Origin of the sequence: Vibrio sp. 10N.222.46.A1 (genome assembly GCF_041473595.1) — a bacterium.
Lineage (GTDB): Bacteria > Pseudomonadota > Gammaproteobacteria > Enterobacterales > Vibrionaceae > Vibrio > Vibrio tasmaniensis_A.
On sequence record NZ_JBFRSN010001701.1, the window covers coordinates 1 to 343 of the forward strand.

Sequence of the window (343 nt, forward strand, 5' to 3'; positions counted from 1 at the left end):
GCTTGTTCGATACAAAAAAGGCGCTGAACATAAAATTCAGCGCCTTTGTATTGTTCGTTAAGCAATCGTGATTACTTAATTTCCATACCTTGTGCTTGCAAGTCTGCATGGTAAGAAGAACGTACAAACGGACCACATGCTGCGTGAGTGAAGCCTAGCTCTAGAGCAATCTCTTTCAACTCATCAAACTCAGAAGGCGGCACGTAGCGTTCAACTGGCAAGTGGTGACGGCTTGGTGCTAGGTACTGGCCTAGTGTCAGCATTGTTACGCCATGTTCACGAAGATCTTTCAATACTTGAACGATCTCTTCTTTCGTCTCACCAAGGCCCATCATCACACCTG

General features: G+C 45.8%; 1 pseudogene. It reads right to left on the reverse strand.

Annotation, left to right across the window (positions count from 1 at the left end):
- Window positions 1–71 precede the first annotated feature (71 nt).
- Window positions 72–343, reverse strand: a pseudogene (locus AB4496_RS28940) (lipoyl synthase); the annotation flags it as partial.